Consider the following 18,146-nt stretch of genomic DNA (forward strand, 5'->3'; position numbering starts at 1 on the left):
AAGATCGTGGTGATGATTTAGCGCTTGTAGATAGCAACCACGGTCATGAGTAGGCCGCCCGCTTGTCTATCCGCGCGGCCTTTTATCTGCCTAGAGTATGAAATCGGTTAACGCAGTTTGCCTGGCCATAAAATGACCATCTAAAGTATTCGGCGCCCGTATTGCAGGTAGCTCTGTAGGGCAAAGGGTTGATCTGTTTGCATCATGCTGACACCGCGGTCGCGTAAGACTCCCCAGATCTTCGCCGGATCCCTCAGCGCTTTTGAATCGGTATAGTCGCCTGAAAGGTTCATCGGATGCCCGCTGGCAATATCGTTCGTCATTGTATTGACGAAAAGCCGGATCTTCCCTTTGGAAACGTGACGTGCCGTCTCGATGAGCGAAGCATCGTCGAACATAAGTTGTAGCGATGTAGGCCGCAACGTCGCGGCGCGTTGAAAAGCCTCTGCTGCAGCTATCTTGGTATCGCGTTCGATGTACAACACTTGCAGTGCAATATCAGAGCGATGCGCGCGTTCGACAATTTCGCTGGGCACACCTATCGGTACGTTCAGCAGGACGTCTCGCTGTGCATTGGCCGCCTCAACTGCATCCATGACCTGGCTCAACGAAGCATCCTTGACATCGAGGTTGATCAAGGTTTTCCCGCGCGCGACAGCAAGGGCTTGTGCAAAAGTGGGTGGATGCCACTCGGTCAATGAAGCGTCTGGGCCACCGCCTTTGGTGCGGATGCGCATACGTGCGATCTGTGCGGCGGTGAGATCGGTAACGGCGCCGTGACCGTTCGTGGTCCGGTCAACGCTATCGTCATGCATGAGGACCAGTTGTCCATCACGCGTGGTGCGGATGTCGATCTCTACCATGTCGATGCCGCGTGCCACGCATGCATTGATGCCAGCCAACGTGTTCTCCGCGGCCAGCATCCAGCAAGCACGATGCGAGACCACAATGGTGCCAGCATTGGGGTCGCGCAAGCGCTCGGACAACGTCAGTTTTGCTGGAGTCGAGGCAGCGACGTGGAACGTTGGCAACAACAGCGTCAGGACTGCAACCATAATGTGTGCACGCATGCTCACCACCTCCAGGTCAGCGATGCAGTGTAGTTACGCCCAAAGATGGGTCGCGCGTAGATCGCTTCAGCGGTGCCTTGACCAGACAAGGTATCTACGCGCGCATTGCCTTCGGTCAAGCCAACAACGTTGCTGATGTTGGCTGCATGTAGTTGCAGCTCCAGGTGCTTACTCAGGTAGGTGGATAGACCAAGGTCGTAGCTTGTGTAGGCGGGCAATGCGGTGGCGTTGGTGTAGTCGACGTAGCGCTGCCCGATACGATATGCCGTTGCGGTCAGCTCGGTGGGCTTGCCAGCGATATCGAAATACAGCGTCGGGCTTAACGAGACGATGTATTTCGGGATGCGTGAGATCTGGTTACCATTCAAACCAGGAACTGCGCTGTTGGTGGTCGCGTTGCTCAGGCTTTTAGTCTGCGGATCTTGTAGAGTCACAGAGCCCGTCATACCGAACAGGTCGACTGGACGCCACGTGAACTCAGATTCCAAACCAAGTGTTTGCGTGCTGCCGACCAGGTTGAGGTTCTGCACCGCGCCCGTTGCATCCAGAACGATTGCGCTGATCGAGAGATCATTGAAGCGGCTCCAGAACGCGACGCTGGAGAGCGAAAGCGCGTCGCCAACTGTGCCGCGCAGACCGACCTCGCCCTGGTCGATGTCGGTAACTGCTGCATTCTGGGTCTGGTAGACGTTTTGCAGGCGTGGCAGTCGCTGTGAGGCGGTGTAACGCGCGAAGGCCTGTAGCGCTGGGTTCACCGCATACTCGCCGCCGACGGTCCATTGCAACGCATGCTGGCGATCATCGCGCGCATTGAATGTGCCACTGAGGCCGCCAACGTTGTCGTCCGCCAATGTTGTTGGATCGCCAAGGTTTCGATTGGTGTTGGCGTAGACGCCGCCGTCGGCGGTATAGCGGGTGTAGCGCATGCCGGCGTCGAGACTAAAGCGTCCGAACTTCACCGAATCCCATAGATGCGGTGACAGGTAGGTGCCGCTTGCAAAGCCTCGCGTAACGCCGTTGCCGTAGCGAACAAAACCGTTCTGCGTGACAGCGCCTACCATGTTGCCGGCCGCGTCATAGGCCAGTACGTCCAGACGCTGTGGGTTGTTGCGTAGTGTGGTCAGCACCGTATTCTGCAGACGATCTTGCGCGTATTCGAAGTGCTGCACATTGATGCCGGCAGTCACCGTGTGTTGTCCGGCTTCACTGGCATCGAAGGCCTTGCTCAGGCGCAGGTCGTCGGACAACGTGCGCAGGCGGGTGCGGCTGTTCCACAAGCCGCTTTCCAATACCAGGCCGTTGCTGCCGGACGGGTCGTAAGGGAAGGTCTGAACAACGCGATCGGAGGATGTGGTAAGCCATATCGGTCGCGGTGACCGCGCTCAGATCCTCGGTTTTTCGCCGTTTTTGGCGCTTTTTCGGGGTATCGTCCCGATTACGGGCGCACCTACCCCGCGGCGGTAATGAACTCTTTGCGCTTCAGCCACAGATTCGACAGCGCAAACAGCATCAGCATCTGTGCGGTGTTCTTCGCCAAACCGCGATAGCGCACCTTGACGTAGCCAAACTGGCGCTTGATCACCCGAAACGGGTGTTCCACCTTTGCACGCAGGCTGGCTTTTGTGTGCTCCCAGCGCTTGGCCAACTTCAGTTCGCGCTTGTTCTTAATCTGCTTCAGCTTCGAGGGCTTCTCCGCGATCAGGTAGCGCAGTTTGCGCTTGCGCTTCATCTCCTCGCGTTTCTCAAGCCCGGTGTAGCCGCTGTCCGCGCACAGCGTGTCCTCCTTGCCGTGCAGCAGCTTGTGCGCTTGTGTGATATCGGCCACGTTGGCCGCCGTGCACTCCACGTGGTGCACCAGCCCGGAGTCATCGTCCACCCCGATGTGCGCCTTCATCCCGAAGTAGTACTGGTTGCCCTTCTTGGTTTGGTGCATCTCCGGATCGCGCTCGCCATCCTTGTTCTTGGTCGAGCTGGGCGCAGCGATGATCGTGGCGTCCACGATCGTCCCGCCGCGCAAGCTCTGCCCCTTGCGCGACAGGTGCGCGTTGACCCGATTGAACAGCTTGCGCGCCAAATCGTGCTGCTCCAACAGATGGCGGAAGTTGAGAATCGTCGTCTCGTCCGGCACCTCATCCAGCCCGCCGATCTTGGCGAAACGGCGCATCGACACCGTGTCGTACAGCGCTTCTTCCGCCGATGGATCGCTCAGTGCATACCACTGCTGCAAAAAGTGGATGCGCAGCATGGTCTCCAGCCGATACGGCTGTCGCCCCGGCTGCCCCGACTTCGGGTAGTGCGGCTCGATCAGCGCCAGCAGGTCCTTCCACGGCACGACCTGGTCCATCTCGGCCAAGAACACCTCACGCCGCGTCCGCTTGCGCTTGCCGTTGTACTCCGCGTCGCCGAAGGTCAGCTGCATCGAAATCGTCTACTCGGGTCGTTGATCGATTGTGGCAGATCACGATGGATTGTTCAGAGTTTCCTAAGGGCTGCCATCGGCGGCGATAACATAACCGGTGCGTGCAACGTTGGCGCCGAACCCGGTGCGCGCGCGCCCCAGTTGGGTGCCGAGATATCCTGCCGCATCGCTAGGGGCTGCGCCGGAGAACAGCGAGGTATAGTCGACCTGCGCACTGACATAGCGCATGCGGTTATCCAGCGTAACTCCATGCCCGAGGCCCCATTCCAGGTGTGTGCCGAACTGTTTGACGTTGGTGTGGATGCCGTCGGCAAGATCCAGGCTCCGCTGTTGGAGTTGGTTGCCGAAGAAGGTGGGCACGGTGGTATGTCGCAGATCGCTGGACAGCAAGGTACCGTCCAATGGATCGATCAGCGCCGAGAGCGAGCGATCGGGCACGCGTGGGTCCCGCAACGGGATCGGGTTGTAGAACGCGGTGCGGTCGTTGAGAAGTTTCGCATCCACATCCAACACCGCATCCCCCAGCAGAAAGGTGAGGGTGCCGCGCAACTGGCCTCCCTTGTCCGCTGTGTAGCCGGTGCGGCGCAAGCCATCGTCGGTACGATGGAAACCACCGATGCTGTAGAGCACGTTCTCGCTTAGCGGACCGGCACTGTAGGCATCCTGGCGCCACTGCCCATTACTTCCATTGGTTAGCCGAACCGCGCCCTCCGGCGTCGCGGTGCCATGCCGTGTGATCGCGTTGACAGTGCCGCCGGGCGCGTTGGTGGCAAACAGCGGCGAGGTGCCCCCGCGAACCACCTCCAGGCGCTCGGTCATCATGTCCAAGGAAAAGAGGTTGTCGATGTTGAGGAAGCTTTCCTGTGGCTCGTCGAACAGGGTCAGGCCATCTTCTTGGTACTGCATGTAGAACCAACCACCAGCGGGCAGTCCGCGCACGTAGAGGTTCTGGCCACCGCCTTGTCCGCCGGAGGGTTCAGCAGAGATCCCGGGCACTGCGCGAAGCATGTCCACGCTGCTGGTCGCCGAGCGGCGTTGCAAGGTCTCTTCGGAGATCACACTGATGGCGAACGGCGCGTCCTTCTGAGAGCGTCCATTGGGTGTTCCGGTTACAACGACAGCGTCCAAGTCGACGGCTTGCCGATTCATGGATTGAGCCTCTTGGGCGGACGCCCCGGAATGGGCGGTGGCGGCCGCCAAGGCAAGCGCCAACGCGGTGATGGAAGGTGAGGTAAACGGCATGCAAAGGTCCCCAGTAAAATAATGTGGGGGTAATACTATTTACCATGTATGAAATTATTGTGTCCACATGGTAGATTTGTCGCCCGCTCCATGCAGGGCCGCATCGCGTATTCATGATGGACGTTTCCTCTGGCGTTCCAAGCCCTGGCGGGCGCTTGCTACTTGACCATCTCTTCAAGTTCGGTGTGCAGAGCCAGGCCGCCTTACCGCGACTGCTGGGCCTCTCACAGCCCACCGTGGCCCGCTTGCTGCGGGGATTTGCGCAGAGCGATCTCTTGCGCCTTGCCTCCAGAGCGCCAGAGGGGCCGGGCAACCCAAGCGTGGACGTGCGCTTGAACCCCAACCATGCCTTTGCCTTCGGAGTCAGCATGATGGGTGACGCGTTCGCGATTGCCCTACTGGATCTGAGCGGCGCTGTGCGTGGGCAACGGCGACAGGCGATGGCACAGATGGATCGCGTGCAGGTGTTGGCGCAACTGCGTGAATTTGCTGATGAGCTGCTGGCAGAGGCGGGTGTTACGCCCACGCGCGTCCTCGGTGTGGGCGTGGGTATCTCCGCGTTTTTCAGCGGGCAGGGGGCCGAGATGGTGGGCCCACCCGCGCTGGAGGACTGGACAGGAATGGAGCTGGTGCCGTTGTTCGAACAGGCCCTCGGAGTTCCGGCGATCGTCGAAAACGACGGCGCAGTGGCCGCGGTCGCCGAGAGCCTTTACGGCATCGGTCGTGACTGCGCCGACTTCGTCTATCTCCATCTGACTAATGGATTCGGCGGCGGCATCATCAGCAACGGCCGCCTGCTCCGTGGTCATCGAGGCAATGCAGGCGAGTTCGGCGGCATCTGGACTGTGTCCGGTCTGGAGTATCCCAATCTTGACTCCTTACTGCGCTATGTGCAGGCCGCGGAAGGGAAGATGGAAACCGTCGAGCAATTGCTTCCAAACCTGACCATTGCAACGCCTGGTGTGGAAGCATGGCTCGCTATGGCCCAAGAGCCGTTCGCCCGACTCTGCAGCATCCTGTCCTATGGCCTAGACCCCCAAATGGTTATCATTGGCGGGCGGCTCCCAGCCCCATTGACAGAGGCCTTGGTGGCGCGTTTGCATGTCCCACGGGCGCCGAACCGTCACGGCCTGTCGCCGCCGCTACCTGAGCTCCGTGTCGCAGGCGTGCGTGGCGATGCCGTCATGCTTGGGGCGGGCTTGCTGCCGCTGCAGCGTGCTTTTTTTGTCTGATGTCTTTACTGGTTCAACCCAACAGCGTGAGATGAACTCCGAGCTCCCCCCGCGGCCGTAGGCGGATCAAAGAGTCATGCCCTTAACCGACTGACGTCCCTGATGAAGATCGGGACTTCGCAGCACCCTAGCTGGTGCTGGCACAAGGGCTCACGGTCGCTCAACCCGTGCGACGCCTGAGCCAACCCGTGCGACGCCTGAGCGGCAGCGTGCCCGTGCCTTACAAGATTCGACTCCCGCTGCTCTGGCAGTGCTGCGTTTCATGCAGTACGGAAGTTGCGCACACGGCTGAAAGTGTCTGGAAGGAAGTGGTTGTCGATGGTGTCGAAGGTTCTGGTGGGTCTGCTTTTGGTTTTTGCTTCGGTTGCTGGCATCGCAGCAGAATTGGTAGGCCGCGCCACGGTCACGGACGGCGATACCCTCACCGTGTCGAAGCAACGCATTCGCCTATGGGGGATCGACGCCCCGGAAAGTAACCAGCTATGCATCAGGAGCAACGGACGCTCCTGGCCATGTGGCCGGCGGTCCGCAGCCGCGCTAGACGACTATCTGCTGGACAAGACCGTTCGCTGCCAGCCCAAGGACACGGACCACTACGGCCGAGTGGTAGCCGAGTGCTTTCTCCACGGGGAGTCGGTCAACCGCTGGATGGTGAGTTCTGGTTGGGCAGTTGCGTATCGACAATATTCCACGTCCTTCGTTGCTGACGAGAGCATTGCTCAGCAACACAAGCTCAACATCTGGAGCGGCTCTTTTCAGTTGCCAGCAGACTTCAGACGCGCAAAGCGCGCTTCATCAGTTAAGACCTCATTTTCTACTACGCTCCCAGTCGCTACTGGCTGCAACATCAAAGGCAACCTCTCCCGCAACGGAAAGAGGATCTTTCACATGCCTGGGCAACGTGACTACGAACGCACTTACACAACTCCCGCACGGGGCAAGCGAATGTTCTGTACGCCCACCGAGGCCCTGAAGGCAGGATGGCAGCCGGCAAGGCGCTGATGCCCTTGCTGTGGAAGGCCGGCCCAGTCGGTATATAGGGAGGACTAAAGCAGGAAATTTGATGTGGAACATGGCACAACATAAAAGGGATGAGGGCCACATGTAATCGCTGGTGACAGATCAGCTAAGTACTGGCTTTTTTTTTTCGCGAAGTCAGGGGCGATGGGACGTGAAGTTGTTGGGTAGTTTTAGGGCGGCTTCAACAAGTCATGGTTGACGTTGACCGAGCGGCTTTCGCGTTTTCGTAGAGTGAGAGACCGCCCTTACTGACGGCACAGCTTACGGCTTCATCAACGCGCCAGCAATCCTGATTTTTCTGGCTCAGTTGCCCGAGTTGGTCGGCATGCCTTGGCAGGTCTACGCAGTCTGTGCGGTGGCCCTGGCCATCATCTATTTGCTGCCGCTGTTTACCAGGACGATTCCCTCGCCCTTGGTCGCGATCGTGGCGATGACGGCCGTATGCATGTTTTGGGGCATCGATATCCGTACTGTCGGCGACATGGGCAGATTGCCCGATAGCCTGCCGACATTTTTCCTGCCCGATGTTCCTTTGACCTCGGATACCTTTCGCATCCTGTTTCCGGTTTCGGCGACGTTGGCGATGGTGGGTGTACTGGAGTCGCTAATGACAGCGCAGATTGTGGAAGACATGACCGACACGCCTTCGCAACGCAATCGCGAATGTATCGGCCAGGGCGTGGCCAACATGATTGCTGGGTGTTTTGGCGGCATGGCAGGGTGCGCGATGGTCGGCCAGTCGGTGATCAACGTAAGTTCAGGCGGGCGCGGACGCCTGTCCTGCCTGGTGTCGGGCGTGGTGCTGCTGCTTATGGTGGTCTACGGCGGGCCATGGGTTAGCCAGATTCCGATGGCCGCGCTGGTGACGGTGATGATCATGGTGAGCATCGGCACTTTCAACTGGAGGTCGTTTGGCGACCTGAAGACTCACCCCAAGAGCTCGTCGGTGGTGATGATCGGGACGGTGGTCGTCACTGTGCTGACACACGACCTGGCCAGGGGAGTGCTGGCGGGCGTGCTGCTGTCTGCCTTGTTTTTTGCCCGCAAGGTTGGGCGCATGTTGAATGTCTTGGAGCGGGATGTTGATTCGGACACGCGCGTGTACGAGGTGCGTGGCCAGGTGTTCTTCGCCTCTGCTGGACAATTCGCGTCCAGCTTCGATTTCCTGAGCAGTCCGAAGAAAGTGATCGTCGATCTCACCCATGCCCACTTCTGGGACATCAGCGCGGTGGGGGCGCTAGATCGCGTGGTGCTGAAGCTGCGATCCCATGGGGTACAAGTCGATGTCATCGGCTTGAACGAGGCCAGCGATACGCTCATCGATCGGCTGGGAACCCATCGCCGGGAAGGTGCGACGCTGTCGCTTGGCCATTGAGGCCAACGGACACCAGCGTGCCAGTGGCATGGTGATGCCGGGTGCATGCCCATGTCTGCGAGCACGGCGGAGTGCCTGCGGCAGCCTGTCAGAGAGTGCGCCGGGGTGGCAGCCGCCCGGCTGGGTTACCGGCCGTCGGACTGGGGAGGGATCGCCTTGCGAGGCAACTGGATGGCGGCAAGGAGTCCGCCTCCATCCCGGTTGCTGAAGCTCAGCTGCCCACCGTGGGTCTGGCAGATCGCCGAAGCGATCGCCAGCCCCAGTCCACTTCCACCGGACTGTCGCGCGCGTGAGTGTTCTGCGCGCCAGAAGCGATCCATCAAGCGCGGAAGATCGCCAGGATCCACGCCGGGACCTCGGTCGCCGACAAGAATGTGGTACAGCTCTGGCTCGGCCGCGACGGACAGCTCCAGCACCTGGCCAGAGCTGCCGTAGCGGATGGCATTGTCGATCAGGATCGACACCACCTGACCCAGGCGAGCGCGGTCGCCCGGCACGTCCAGATCGGATGGAATGTTGCAGCTGATGGCCATACCTGCCCGGCTTAGTGCAGGAGTAGCCCATTCCAGCCGCTCGTTGATCAAATCGGTCAACGAGAAGTTATCTATCTCCAGGACCAACTGTCCGGCACGCGCAAGCGAAACCAGATGTAGCTCGCTCACCAGCCGGTTGATCTGTTCCAGCTGTGCATGCACCAGTGCCAATTGCTCCGGCGCACGTGGGAATACCTCGTCCAACATCCCTTGTACGCGACCCATCGCTGCGGTGAGCGGGGTACGCAGTTCATGCGCAAGCATGGCACTGGATTCGCGCAACTCCCGCTCATACTGCTGAAGCTTGGAGCTCATTCCATTGAAGTCAACCGCGAGTCCGGTGAGTTCCCTGGGGGCGCCATCCACGACGGGGACGCTCCCGCCGAACTGACCCTCACTGACCCGATGTGCGACGCGAGCGACATGCAGCAGCTGCCGTGAAAGCGGCCGGGCAATCAATAATCCACAGAGCAGGATCAACGGAATAAACACCACCACCATGCTACTCAACACAACCCAGTCCGGATTGCTCATTCTAGGAAGCACCAGATGGATGTCGTAGTAACGTTCGAGCAATTGCCACAAGCGCGCCTCGTTTACGTCGGGCTGTGCCCGCAACAACTGGATCTCTGCCTGAACGTCTGGTGGAACATCGCGCAGGATTAGGTAATCTCGGATATTGAAGTACGTCCACATGCTGAATGCGATCAAGCAGACCGTGGTGATCGCCAGGCCACTGATACGCATCCCGATCCACAACGAAAGCGGCGCGTTGCGGTGTGCCATGAGCCATCTGCGTAGTTTCCGCATCATTCTCACTTGAACCGGTATCCGACAGAGCGGACTGTAATCAGCACGCCGGTGATGCCGTGTTGATCGAGCTTGCGTCGTAGATTCAGGACGTGAGTATCCAGAACCCGCTCCAACGCATCGCTATCGGGCAGACAGGCCTCCAGTAACTCGCTACGCGTAAAGGCCTTGGAGGGGGTCCGCAGAAGGGTCATCAGGAGCGTGAATTCGGTGCGAGTCAGCTCCAATGGCACGAGGCTGCCGTCTGCGGACTCGATGTGCGCCGCGAAGCTGGCGGGATCTACACGCAGGCGCTCATAGCGGAGTACTTCTTCGATGTTGCGCGTTGTCATCGTGCGGCGCATGACGGCAAAGACCCGTGCTACCACTTCCTTGGGGCTGTAAGGCTTGACGACGTAATCATCGGCGCCGTAGCGCAAGGCGCCGAGCTTTTCCGACTCATCACCAATGGCAGTCACCATGATGACAGGGGTGTCGCCCACTCGGCGGATCGCCGACAACACTTCGATGCCACTCAAGGCGGGCAGCATCATGTCCAGCAGGACAAGGTCAGGCTTCCACTGCGCATGCAATTGCACCGCGCGAATCCCGTCTGCGGCAATCGCGACATCGAAACCTTCCCTGCGCAGGTATGCCTCCAGAACGCTGGCGCTATCAGCGTCGTCCTCGACGACCAGGACCTTCTTTGCTGCCATGCGTCCTCCGGTGTTCTTGTCTTGATGAAATCTTGATGAAGTCCCGAGGGAACCTTGAATATCGGCCCCGATGCTATGCCTCGGTCGGTCCACAGGCATATCCCATGATTCCACAGATTGCAGCAGGCAACCCCGTCAGACATGCGGCCCTGGCGCTGGCATTGGCCGCCGTATTGGGTGGCTGTTCACTTGCGCCTACCTATGAACGCCCCTCGGTGGCGTTGCCGGCCAGTTTTGCTGCCGCGCAGGCACCTGCCGCCGGTGCACCAGATGCGACGGCGCAGGCCCAGGAATTGACCGCACAGGAACTGGAGTTCTTGCGGTCCTTCGCTCCCCGCACCGACCTGGCGCCGCTGGTGAAGGCCGCGCTGGCTCACAATGCCGATTACCGCCTGGCAGCACTGCAGGTCGAACAGGCGCGCGCGCAGTACCGCATCGAGCGCTCGGCGCGCCTGCCGACGGTGGGAGTGGATGCGCAGCGCATTCGCCAGATCTACGATGACCCGGACCTGCAACTGCGTTTCCAGCAGGAACTGTCGGTGGCCACGGTCGGTATTGGCGATTTCGAGCTGGATTTCTTCGGCAAGCTGAAGTCCCTGTCCGACGCCGCACGTGCACGCTACCTGGCCTCCACGCACGGCCAACAGGCTGCGCGTGGGGCTCTGATCGCCGAGGTAGTGCGCGCCTACACGCTGGAGCGTACCGCCGCGCAATCGCTGGCGATCCAACGGTCCATCGAGGCGGACGCCACTATTTTACTGGGCTATGCCGCCCGCCAGCATGCGGTGGGCCTGCTGTCGCAGGATGACCTTGGCCGGCAGCGCGCCGAGGCCGATCTAGTGCATGTGCGCACGCGCCAGGCTGCGGACGACCATCGCGCCGCACAACGCGCCTTGCGCGTTCTGGCCGGCTTCGATGCCGGCCAGACGGGGGGCGAACTGAACGCCTTGGTTAGCGACCAGGTCGCGACTACCGCATTGCGTGGGCTGAACTCGGAGGTGTTGCTTCAACGTCCGGATGTGCAACAGGCCGAGGCCGAATTGCGGGCGCGCAATGCCGATATTGGTGCAGCCCGCGCGGCCTTCTTCCCCTCCATCCGCCTGAGCACGGGGCTTGGAACGGCAAGCAGTGCGCTCAGCGGCCTGTTCGACAGCGGTAGCCGGACCTGGTCCTTCATCCCGCAGATCACGCTGCCGATCTTCGACTTCGGCCGCAACCGTTCCAATCTGGATCTGGCGCAGGTGCGCAAGCAGGCCGGCATCGTCGAGTACGAGCGCACCATCGAGTCGGCGTTCCGCGAGGTGGCCGATGCACTCGATGCGCATGCCACGCTGGGCGATGCACGCCAGCGCAGCCAGGCCTACGTGCAGCGCGAGCAAGCACGAGTGGAGCGCATGAGGGTGCGGGTAGAGCACGGCCTGCAGGACCGTAGTGCGTTGCTGGAGGAACGGGTGCAGCTCGGACGCGCGGAGCTGGACAACCTGGCGGTCGAGCGCGATGTCGCGCTGAACCGGATCGCCGTGTTCCGCGCGTTCTACGGCGTCCGGCTTCCCGCCGCATCGTGACAGCCAGCCTTCGGCAACAGCGTTTTCCAACGCACTGATGGTGCCCACTTCTTTTGATCATCAAACACTCGGACAGGACTTCTCGTGACCATGCAATCCTCCATTCTCACCACTGCCCTGCTTGCCGCACTACTGGCGCTGCCGGGTTGTTCCAACGATGCCAAGCCTGCACAGGATGCTCCGCGCGCGGTCAAGCTGACCCCCATCGGGACCGACATCGCCGGTCCGACGCGCTTCACGGCCACCGTCCGGCAGGAGCAGCGCAGCGAGCTGGCATTCGAAAACGGCGGGCGCATCAAGGCCATCTATGTGGATGTGGGTGACCGCGTGCGCGAGGGGCAACTGCTGGCGCAACTGGACCTGGAGCCGGCGCGTCTTCGCTTGCAGCAAGCCCAGGCCAATGCGGCATCGGCCGCCGCCGACCTGCGCGAGCGCAAGATTCAGCTAGACCAGCAGACTGCCATGTTCACCGATGGCGCCACCTCGCAGGCCACCTTGACCACCGCCACCGTGGCAGCCGATGCCGCCCGGGCGCGGCTGCAGGTGGCCGAGTCCGATCGTGCTCTGGCTCAGCGCGCGCTGCGTCAGGCCGATATCCGTGCGCCGTTCGATGGCAACGTAGTTGCCCGCCTGCAGCAGCCGCACGTGGATGTGCCGGCCGGCCAGGGGGTACTGCAATTGGAAGGGCAGGGCCGGACCCAGGTGGTGGCTTTGTTGCCGCCGCAGGTAGCCGACCTCAGCCCCGGAAGCACGGTTGCCGCGACACGCACCGACGTGGCCAAGGAGCCTGTGATGCTGCGCCTGCGCAGCGTGGCCGCCGGCCTGGATAACGCCGCCACCGTACAGGCGATCTTTGATGTGCAATCCGGTGGCGGCACCCTGCGCAGCGGCGAGAGCATGCTGCTGTCTCTGCCCGGTGCGCACGAGGCGCAGCCATCGCTGCCGCTTGCCGCGCTTTTGCCTCATCGCGATAACCGCAGCGGCACGGTCTTCGTCTACGTTTCGGGCAAGGGGCGGGTGGAGCGCCGCAAAGTGACCATCGGAGCGATCGAGGGTGATCGGGTGCAGATCCGTGCGGGCCTGCGTGCTGGTGAGCAAGTGGTCAGCGCAGGCGCGGCGTTCCTCACCGATGGCCAGCCGGTGGTGCCCTTCGCTTCCAGTAGCAAGCTCACTGCGGGAGGTGCGCTGTGAATCTCACCCGATCGGCGCTTGCATCGAGCCGCCTGACCCTGTTCACCGCACTGCTGGTACTGGTGGGCGGTGTGCTGACGTTTCTCAATTTTCCATCGCAGGAGGAACCCTCGGTCACCATCCGCGATGCAGTCGTGCAGTTGGCCTATCCGGGCATGCCGACAGAGAAGGTGGAAACCCTGCTTGCGCGTCCGGTGGAAGAAAACCTGCGCAGTCTAGCGGGCATCAAGAAGATCGTGACGACCGTGCGCCCGGGCAGCGCCATCTTGCAAATCACCGCCCACGATTCGGTGGCCGATCTGCCCGCGCTATGGTTGCGTGTCCGCGCCAAGGCCGCGGAGGTAGGGGGCGCCCTGCCGGCCGGCACGATGGGGCCCTTCGTGGATGACGACTTCGGGCGCGTATCGGTGGCCTCAATCGCCGTGACCGCACCGGGTTTCAGTATGAGCGAAATGCGCGGGCCGCTGCGCAAGATGCGCGAACAGCTCTACACGCTGCCCGGCGTGGAGCGCGTATCGCTGTATGGCTTGCAGGAAGACCGCGTCTACATTGCCTTTGATCGTGTGCGCCTAGTCGAAGCCGGCCTGAGTCCGGCATCGGTGATCGACCAGCTGCGCCGCCAGAACGTCGTTGTCCCCGGTGGGCTGGTATCGGCCTCCGGGATGGCGATGACGGTGGCCACCTCCGGCGAGGTCGGCAACGTACAGGCCCTGAAGCAGGTGCTGATCAACACGCAGGGCAGCGGTGGTGCGCGCGAGATCGCGCTGGGTGCACTGGCCCAGGTGCAGGTCATGCCTGCCGATCCCCCGGAAACGGCAGCTATCTACCAAGGACAGCCGGCAGTAGTGGTGGCCGTATCGATGGCCAGTGGCTACAACGTGGTGAGTTTCGGCAAGGCGCTGCGCGAGAAATTGGTGGAAACCGCCAGCCTGCTGCCCACCGGCTTCCAACAGCATGTGGTGACCTTCCAGGCCGACGTTGTCGACCGCGAAATGAGCAAGATGCACCAAGTGATGGGCGAGACGGTGGTGATCGTCATGGCCGTGGTCATGCTGTTCCTGGGCTGGCGTACAGGATTGATCGTCGGTGCGATCGTGCCCCTGACCATCCTTGGCTCGCTGATCCTGATGCGCGTGTTGAACGTTGAACTGCAGACCGTATCGATCGCGGCCATCATCCTGGCCCTGGGGTTGCTGGTGGACAACGGCATCGTGATCGCCGAGGACATCGAGCGACGCCTCATGGCCGGTGAAGAACGCTTCCATGCCTGCGTGGAGGCCGGGCGTACGCTGGCGATCCCGCTGCTGACATCTTCGTTGGTGATCGTGTTGGCCTTCTCGCCGTTCTTTTTCGGGCAGACAAGCACCAACGAATATATGCGTTCGCTGGCAGTCGTGCTGGCCATCACCCTGCTCGGCTCGTGGCTGCTCAGCATTACCGTCACCCCGCTGCTGTGTCTGTACTTTGCGCGCGCACATGCCGGTGAGCACAACGAGGGCAACTACAACTCCAAGTTCTATCGCGCCTACCGTGCAGTTATCGAGCGTCTGCTCGAGTTCAAGTTGCTGTTCATCAGCACGATGCTGCTAGCGCTGGGCGGCGCGGTCGTGGTCCTGTCTTCGATTCCCTATGACTTCTTGCCCAAGTCTGACCGGCTGCAATTTCAGATCCCGGTCACCCTGCGCGCCGGCGCGGACTCACGCCAGACCCTGCAGTCGGTGGAGACCATGAGCCGCTGGTTGGCCGACAAACGCGCTAATCCGGAGATTGTCGACAGCATCGGCTACGTGGCCGACGGCGGTCCCCGCATCGTTCTCGGTCTTAACCCTCCGCTGCCTGGCTCCAACATCGCCTACTTCACCGTGAGCGTGAAGCCTAAGACCGATATCGACCAGGTCATCGACCGTGTCCGCCAGTACGTGCGCAAGACCCTGCCGGACGTACGCGCCGAACCCAAGCGTTTCTCCCTCGGTGCCACCGAAGCCGGCGTGGCGGTGTATCGGGTGACTGGTGCCGATGAGCAGGTGCTGCGAACGGCCGCCGACCAGATTGCCGATGCATTGCGCAGCTTGCCGGGAACCCTGGATGTCACCGATGACTGGCAGGCACGCATCCCACGTTACATAGTGCAGGTGGACCAGTTGAAGGCACGCCGTGCAGGGGTCAGCAGCGACGACATCGCACAGGCACTGCAACTGCGCTATAGCGGCGTGCCGGCCTCGCAGATACGCGACGATGGTGTCGACGTGCCGATCTTGCTGCGTGGCGATGCGGGCGAGCGTGCGGGCAACGGGAGCCCAGCCGACACCCTGGTGTACCCGCAGAGCGGCGGCAAGCCATTGCCACTTTCGGCAATCGCCAGCATCCAGCATGACAGCGAGCCTTCCACCCTGATGCGGCGCAACCTGGAGCGTGCTATCACCGTCACCGGCCGCAATCCGGACTCCACCACCAGCGAAATGGTTGCCGCGCTGGCTGACAAGATCGCCAAGATCACGTTGCCACCCGGTTACCGTATCGAACTGGGTGGAGAGATCGAAGACTCGGCCGAAGCCAACCAGGCCCTGCTGGAGTACATGCCGCACGCATTGGGAGCGATCCTGCTGCTGTTCATCTGGCAATTCAACTCTTTCCGCAAGTTGTTCATCGTGGTGTCGGCGATCCCCTTCGTACTGATTGGCGCTGCCCTTGCCTTGCTGGTCACCGGCTATCCGTTCGGCTTCATGGCTACCTTCGGCCTGCTTGCCTTAGCCGGTATCATCGTCAACAACGCAGTACTGTTGCTGGAGCGCATCGAAGCCGAACTGGCCGAAGGTCTGCCGCGACGCGAGGCGGTGATCTCTGCGGCAGTCAAGCGGCTACGCCCCATCGTGATGACCAAGCTCACGTGCATCGTCGGCCTGATCCCGTTGATGCTATTTGCCGGCCCGTTGTGGACCGGTATGGCCATCACCATGATCGGCGGCTTGGCATTGGGAACCCTGGTCACCCTGGGGATGATCCCGATCCTGTACGACGTGCTGTTTGGACTGCGCTTGCTGGAACGCGACAAGAGTGTCCCATGACATGAGACTGTTGCCGCGACGTTCCAGTGTGTGTCGTCTGTCCTGCCTGCTGTGGCTGCTGGTCGTGATTACGGCCAGTGGCTGCGCGGCGGTGACGCTCAAGCCTGTCAAGCCACGCGCCTATCTAGAGATGCGCCGCGGCGATGCACTCACGACCGGTCAACTGGGCGACAGCACGACCGAAAGCCTGCGTCTGCTCGGATTGGATCGCGCCCGCTGCATGCATGCCCGCAACCAGTGTATCCAGGCGCTTCTGCACGAGGGGGCGCTGACCTCGGAGCGGGGCTTGTCGGCGGCGGCGGAGGTGTCTTTGCTGCATGCGCTCAAGCAAACATCCGGTGCCAGCGATGCCATGTCCGACACTACACTTTCCGGTTGGCTGGAAACGGCCCGGTATGCCTACGCCTATCTGTTCTTCAGTGAGCGCGCACCGGACAAGCGTGCTTTCGAGGATCGCCAAACCCAGGTCCGCGATTACTACAACTATGCGACCGAGCAGATCGTGGCGGGACTGTTCCAGCGTTACCGGCAGCTGACACCGGAGGGTGGCACCTCCACCCATCTGCCCGCACCCGCGCCCTGGCAGATTGATCTGGATGTCAGCGCGCTAGGGCCGCTAGAGCAGATTCCCATGCCCGAGGCATTGATTCCGGCCTCGAAGATGCAGTTCAAGGGGCTACGCAGCGTGTACCGGCGTGATGGATTTGGTACGGAAATGGTAGCGGTGCTGCCAGATCAGGAACACCAGGCTCCAGCTGCCTCCGACAATGTGGTGATGCCTGGTGACTTCAGCGAAATGCACACGCCCAACATCACTGCCGTGCTGCGCTTCAAAGGCGACTCGCTCGCCGAGGTGCTTGCGACCTCCCGACTCATCCTGGAAGGTTACGATCCATTGCAGAGCGACAGCGCGCGGTTCGGCGGTTACCAGGTCCCGCTGGCAGCGAACTACACGGCCGGCTATGGGGTTTGGTTGGCACGCTCGGGCTTTGCCGGACAATCACTGCGCACTTTGTTCGGGATGCGCAAAGGCTTGACCCAGCCACGCCTGATCATGCTGCAACCCTACGACCCGAATAGACGGGTCCTACTCCTCATGCACGGACTTGGCAGCAGCCCCGAAGCCTGGGTGAATCTGGCCAGTGAAGTGGTTGGCGACGCCTCCCTGCGCCAGCGCTATCAGATCTGGATGATGTACTACCCTACCAATCTGCCGCTGGCCTACAACCATATCGCTATCCGCCGTACCATCGAGCGCGCGTTGAACGCCTTCGACCCCCAACGCCGCAACCCAGCATCCGGGCACATGGTGCTGGTTGGCCACAGCATGGGCGGAGTGTTGGCGAGGCTGATGATTTCTTCCAGTGACGGCGACCTATTATGGCAACGCCTGCTCGGTGAACTCCAGCAGGAGCGCAGCGTACGCGCACGCAGCAAGTTGGGGCCGTTGCTGCAGTTCGAACCGATGCCGGAGATCGGGCGGGCGGTGTTCATCGCTGCCCCACAGCGCGGGACGGTGGCAGCCAGCGGCATGATGGCCGGCGTCGTGCGTCGCATGGTCGGTATTCCTAAAGCATTCCTGCATCGCTTTGCCGATGTCATGGATGTCGCCAGCGATATCCCCAACCGTCTGCCCACCAGCATGGACAACCTGCGCGAGAGCGATCCGTTCATCCAGGCTGTCGTAGACCTGCCCATCAGCCCGCAGGTCCCTTATCACTCCATCATTGCCCGGCGCTCGGAGCAGGGTGACCTGTCGCTTGCCGACGATGGCTTTGTTCCTTACAGCAGCGCGCACCTGCCAGGCGCCGTGTCGGAGAAGATCATCTTCTCCGGGCACAGCGTACAAGAAACACCTGGAGCCATCCTTGAAATAAAACGTATCTTAAGTACAGATTAACGAACCAACTAAAGGAGATTTGAAATAAA

General features: G+C 61.2%; 12 protein-coding genes and 1 pseudogene. 7 read left to right on the forward strand and 6 right to left on the reverse strand.

What is annotated here, in order from left to right:
• Positions 1-140: 140 nt before the first annotated feature.
• The 4 genes from ACCQ03_RS21030 to ACCQ03_RS21045 form a co-directional block, all read right to left on the reverse strand.
• Positions 141-1,070, reverse strand: a complete 930-nt coding sequence (locus tag ACCQ03_RS21030; RefSeq protein ID WP_237377046.1) for a glycerophosphodiester phosphodiesterase family protein — start codon at positions 1,068-1,070, stop codon at positions 141-143.
• A 2-nt stretch (positions 1,071-1,072) separates the two neighbouring features.
• Positions 1,073-2,317, reverse strand: coding sequence for a TonB-dependent receptor domain-containing protein (locus ACCQ03_RS21035; protein ID WP_506185204.1), 1,245 nt, complete (start codon positions 2,315-2,317; stop codon positions 1,073-1,075).
• 200 nt (positions 2,318-2,517) lie between these two features.
• Positions 2,518-3,489, reverse strand: a complete 972-nt coding sequence (locus tag ACCQ03_RS21040; RefSeq protein ID WP_150147813.1) for an IS5 family transposase — start codon at positions 3,487-3,489, stop codon at positions 2,518-2,520.
• Between the two features lie 63 nt (positions 3,490-3,552).
• A complete protein-coding gene (locus ACCQ03_RS21045; RefSeq protein WP_372359835.1) occupies positions 3,553-4,731 on the reverse strand; it encodes a TonB-dependent receptor plug domain-containing protein in 1,179 nt (392 codons plus the stop codon).
• 113 nt (positions 4,732-4,844) lie between these two features.
• Between ACCQ03_RS21045 and ACCQ03_RS21050 the strand changes: the two genes are divergently transcribed.
• From ACCQ03_RS21050 to ACCQ03_RS21060, 3 genes and pseudogenes are all read left to right on the forward strand, one after another.
• Positions 4,845-5,963 (forward strand): ROK family protein, encoded by a 1,119-nt coding sequence (locus tag ACCQ03_RS21050; RefSeq protein WP_057678164.1) that lies wholly within the window; start codon positions 4,845-4,847, stop codon positions 5,961-5,963.
• 318 nt (positions 5,964-6,281) lie between these two features.
• Positions 6,282-6,965: a thermonuclease family protein gene (locus ACCQ03_RS21055; protein WP_081023106.1), complete on the forward strand. Its 684-nt coding sequence runs from the start codon at positions 6,282-6,284 to the stop codon at positions 6,963-6,965.
• Between the two features lie 283 nt (positions 6,966-7,248).
• Positions 7,249-8,358 (forward strand): annotated as a pseudogene (locus ACCQ03_RS21060) (SulP family inorganic anion transporter); the annotation flags it as partial.
• Positions 8,359-8,483: 125 nt separating this feature from the next.
• On the opposite strand, the gene ACCQ03_RS21065 reads toward ACCQ03_RS21060, so the two are convergent.
• Complete coding sequence (locus ACCQ03_RS21065) at positions 8,484-9,701, reverse strand: sensor histidine kinase (protein WP_209227958.1); 1,218 nt, start codon at positions 9,699-9,701, stop codon at positions 8,484-8,486.
• A 5-nt stretch (positions 9,702-9,706) separates the two neighbouring features.
• Entirely contained in the window at positions 9,707-10,396 is a 690-nt protein-coding gene (locus ACCQ03_RS21070) for a response regulator (protein ID WP_209227955.1), read from the reverse strand.
• A 104-nt stretch (positions 10,397-10,500) separates the two neighbouring features.
• On the opposite strand from ACCQ03_RS21070, the gene ACCQ03_RS21075 reads away from it, so the two are divergent.
• From ACCQ03_RS21075 to ACCQ03_RS21090, 4 genes are all read left to right on the forward strand, one after another.
• Positions 10,501-11,961 carry an efflux transporter outer membrane subunit gene (locus ACCQ03_RS21075; RefSeq protein WP_057678166.1) on the forward strand — a complete coding sequence of 487 codons (1,461 nt, stop codon included), beginning with the start codon at positions 10,501-10,503 and terminating at the stop codon, positions 11,959-11,961.
• 90 nt (positions 11,962-12,051) lie between these two features.
• On the forward strand, positions 12,052-13,152 hold the full coding sequence (locus tag ACCQ03_RS21080; RefSeq protein ID WP_057678167.1) for an efflux RND transporter periplasmic adaptor subunit: 1,101 nt from the start codon (positions 12,052-12,054) through the stop codon (positions 13,150-13,152).
• Positions 13,149-16,217: an efflux RND transporter permease subunit gene (locus tag ACCQ03_RS21085; protein ID WP_209227956.1), complete on the forward strand. Its 3,069-nt coding sequence runs from the start codon at positions 13,149-13,151 to the stop codon at positions 16,215-16,217. The genes ACCQ03_RS21080 and ACCQ03_RS21085 overlap by 4 nt, the downstream gene beginning before the upstream one ends.
• 7 nt (positions 16,218-16,224) lie before the next feature.
• On the forward strand, positions 16,225-18,117 hold the full coding sequence (locus ACCQ03_RS21090) for an esterase/lipase family protein (protein WP_372359849.1): 1,893 nt from the start codon (positions 16,225-16,227) through the stop codon (positions 18,115-18,117).
• Positions 18,118-18,146: the final 29 nt, after the last annotated feature.

This window comes from Xanthomonas sp. NCPPB 3569, assembly GCF_041475645.2.
In the GTDB taxonomy this organism is placed as follows: domain Bacteria; phylum Pseudomonadota; class Gammaproteobacteria; order Xanthomonadales; family Xanthomonadaceae; genus Xanthomonas; species Xanthomonas phaseoli.